2 protein-coding genes are annotated in these 1,980 nt (G+C 20.2%); both read right to left on the reverse strand.

Annotated elements, in window-relative coordinates; translation table 11 throughout:
• Positions 1–833 (reverse strand): tRNA modification GTPase (locus GJT96_RS02190; protein ID WP_169780562.1); only part of this gene is annotated, 833 nt, incomplete at its 3' end.
• Positions 834–848: 15 nt separating this feature from the next.
• The coding region (yidC, locus tag GJT96_RS02195; RefSeq protein WP_169780563.1) for a membrane protein insertase YidC at positions 849–1,980 on the reverse strand (1,132 nt) is incomplete at its 5' end.

Genomic DNA, 1,980 nt, shown 5'->3' on the forward strand with positions numbered 1-1,980 from the left:
TTTCTAATTCCTGCTGTATCTATAATTTCTATTGGTACTGAATTAATATAAAATTTTTCATGTAAAACATCTCTAGTGGTACCAGGAATATTAGTTACTATAGAAATATCCTTATCAGTAATTAAATTCATTAAACTAGATTTTCCAGAATTAGGAGGACCAATTAATACTATTTTAATTCCTTCTTTTATGTTTATTCCATTTTTTACATATTTTATAATTTTTATTAAAGATTCTAATGATTTTTTTATTTTTATTAAAATTTTTTTACAAAAAATAGAAAAATTAATTTCATGATTAAATTCTAAAAAAGATTCTATTTTTACTCTTATATTAATAATTTTATTTTTAAAATTTTTTAATAATGATGATAATTTACCATTCATTAAATTCATCGCTGAAAAAATAGCTTGTTTAGAATTAGCAGAAATAATATCAGCAATTGCTTCAGCTTGAGTTAAATCTATTTTTTTATTTAAAAAAGCTCTTTTAGAAAATTCTCCTGGAGATGCAATTCTTATATCATGAATATGTATTATAATATCATTTATTAACAAATCCATTAATATTGCATTACCATGACATTGTAATTCTAAGACATCTTCTCCAGTAAAAGAATTAGGTTTAGGAAACCATAAGGCAATACCTTTATCTATAACTTTATTTTTATAAAAAAATGGTAAATAGTATGCATATCGTGGTTTTATATATTTTAATTTTAATGTGTGTTTAATCACATTAATAACTTTATTTCCAGATATTCTAATAACTCCTATACTACCTTGTCCTAAAGGAGTAGCTCTTGCAATAATTGTATGATATTGTTTTCCCATAAATTTTAAATTTAATTATGAAATTTTATAATTTTGATTATTTATTAAATAAACAATCCATTTTTGTTGTAAAATAGTGATTAAATTATTAACTATATAATATAAAACTAATCCTGAAGGAAGCCATAAAAAAAAGAAACTAAAAATAATAGGTATTATATATGTTAATTTATTTTGTATAGAATTATTGTTTTCATATTTGTTTTGAGAAAAATATTGTATAACTAACATAGTAATACCCGTTATAATTGGTAAAATATAATATGGATCTTCTGATGATAAGTCTTTTATCCAAAAAAGAAATTTAGCATGTCTTAGTTCAATTGAACTAATTAACATATAATATAAAGCTAAAAAGATAGGCATTTGTATAATAAATGGGAAAAAACCGGTAAAAGGATTTAAATTTTCTTTTTTATATAATAAAATTATTTCTTTACTAAAACGTTTTTTATCATTACCAAATTTTTCTTTTATTTTTTTTATTTCTGGTTGTAAATCATTCATTTTAGTAATAGTTATATACTGTTGTTTGGATAATGGATATGTTAATATTCTTATTATTATAGTAATAATAATAATTGAAAATCCCCAATTTTTTACTATACTAAAGATTAAATTTAATAATTTAAATAATAACTTAGATAAAAACCCTAAAAAACCATAATCTATAGTTAAATCTAAAAAAGGTGTTATTTTAGACATTATTTCTTGAATTTTAGGTCCTATCCATAATTGAGATGTGAAATTATGTTTTTTACCTGGTAAAATTAAATAAGATGGAGATTTAAAACCAATACTAATAATATTAGTAAATTTTTTTTTTATATAAACAGTATTTTCTTGAGAAAAATGAGGTAAAATCCAAGCAGAAGTAAAATACTGTTGTAACATAGCAATCCATCCATTATAAGTTCTAAATTGTATATATTTTTTTTTTAAAACATAAGGAAACTTATATTTTTTATATTTTATTTTTTCTGTTGAAAAAGCTACTCCATCAAATGTTTTCATAGTAACATTATTATGTTTCTTATTTAGATATTTTTGAGGAGTAATACTCGATTTATCTATTTGTCCAAAAATACCTATATTAATAGGTTTATTATTAAAATTAAAAATTTGATGATTAATTTTAATTAAATAG

It is taken from the genome of Enterobacteriaceae endosymbiont of Donacia piscatrix, assembly GCF_012569525.1.
Taxonomy (GTDB): Bacteria; Pseudomonadota; Gammaproteobacteria; order Enterobacterales; family Enterobacteriaceae.